Below are 1818 nucleotides of genomic sequence, written 5' to 3'. Positions count from 1 at the left end.
CTATAGATAAGTCCAGGCCGTTGCCGCCCGTTGACATATATGAGACGGCGGAGTTGCTCGTATTTGAGATAGACCTGCCAGGCATAGAGCCCAGAGAGGTTGAGATTAAGGTGGTAAACGACACCGTTGTGATAGAGGGAGTCAAGCGAGACCGCTCCGGTGGTGTTGCAGGCAGCGTTGCAGGGGGCGGCGGAGCGCTTGGCTGCCGCTTCCTGTGCATGGAGAGGTTTCTTGAGGGCTTCAGGCGAGTGATAAAGATACCTGTTGCGGTTGATGTCTCCTCCGGCAGGGCCGTCTACAGAGGCGGCGTTGTTTGTCTTACGTTTCATAAGAGCGAAAATAAGGAAATTCTGATAAGAATAGAAAAGGAGTAAAATAATAGCGATGTCTGAGAGTGAGAAAAAGGACGAAAAGGAACTAGAGATACCAGATACATTGCCGGTACTTCCAGTGAGAGACATAGTAGTCTTCCCATATATGATATTGCCGTTGTTTGTAGGACGTGAGAAGTCTATCAGCGCCATTGACTACTCTCTGAATACGAACAGGATGATACTGTTGCTTACCCAAAAGGACCTCAACGTGGAAAATCCCGACCGTGATGACCTCTATACCACGGGTACCGTAGGGTTGATCATGAGGATGCTGAAGTTGCCCGATGGCAGGGTCAAGATACTCGTGCAGGGGCTGACAAAGGCCCGGTGCCTGGCAATAGAGGAAAAAGACAACCTCTACATAGCCGATATAGAAAAGCTCGAAGAACAGAAACCCGAGAAAATGTCCCTCGAAATCGAGGCGCTGATCAGAACGGTCAAGGAGCAGATAGACAAGACTGTTTCGCTGGGCAAGAGCATCCTGCCCGATATCATGATCGTGATAGAGAACCTCGACGACCCTGGACGCCTTGCCGACCTTGTGGCCTCAAACATCGGACTGAAAACAGACCAGGCACAGAGCATATTTGAAATAGACGACCCCGTGGAACGTCTCAGTAAGGTTGGCGAAATGCTCAATCGCGAAATCGAACTGCTGATGGTACAACAAAAGATTCAGAGCGAGGCCCGTGGTGAAATAGACAAGACTCAACGTGAGTACTTCCTCAGAGAACAACTAAAGGCGATCCAGAAGGAACTAGGCGACATCGATGAACGCATGGAGGAGGTCCGTGAGTTCAAGAAGAAGATCGAAGAGGCCAAGATGCCTGAAAAGGTTCTCAAGGAGGCAGAGAAACAACTCAAAAGGATCGAAAAGATGCACCCCGACAGTGCCGAGGCCGCTACCGTCAGGACATACCTCGACTGGCTTGTAGAGCTGCCCTGGTCTAAGGCCACCGTTGACAACCTTGATATAAAGACAGCCAAAAAAGTCCTCAACGACGACCACTATGACCTCGAAAAGATCAAAGAGCGTATCTTGGAGTACCTCAGCGTCCGCAAGCTCAATCCTAAGATGAAGGGACCGATCCTGTGCTTTATCGGCCCACCCGGAGTGGGTAAGACGTCTCTTGGCAAGTCCATAGCGCGGGCGTTGGGCAGGGAATTTGTCCGCATGTCCCTGGGAGGTGTCCGTGATGAGGCCGAAATCAGAGGCCACCGCAGGACGTATGTCGGCGCCCTGCCTGGCAGGATCATACAGGGCATCAAGCAGGCAGGCACCAACAATCCGGTCTTCATGCTCGATGAAGTAGACAAAGTGGGTACCGACTTCAGGGGCGACCCCTCCTCGGCGCTCCTGGAGGTGCTTGACCCCGAGCAGAACAACTCCTTTGTTGACCACTACCTGGCCGTACCGTTTGACCTGACAAAGGTGATGTTTATC

Annotated in this window: 2 protein-coding genes; both read left to right on the top strand. The window is 51.7% G+C overall.

Annotation, left to right across the window (positions count from 1 at the left end; genetic code table 11):
* Positions 1–374, top strand: a 374-nt coding sequence (locus HWQ67_RS17485; protein ID WP_218253980.1) for an Hsp20/alpha crystallin family protein, incomplete at its 5' end; no start/stop codon positions are given.
* Between the two features lie 10 nt (positions 375–384).
* Positions 385–1818, top strand: a 1434-nt coding sequence (locus HWQ67_RS17480; protein ID WP_218253979.1) for an LON peptidase substrate-binding domain-containing protein, incomplete at its 3' end; no start/stop codon positions are given.

This window comes from Candidatus Magnetobacterium casense, from assembly GCF_019173545.1.
In the GTDB taxonomy this organism is placed as follows: domain Bacteria; phylum Nitrospirota; class Thermodesulfovibrionia; order Thermodesulfovibrionales; family Magnetobacteriaceae; genus Magnetobacterium; species Magnetobacterium cryptolimnobacter.
This window is presented reverse-complemented; position numbering and strand designations above follow the sequence as displayed.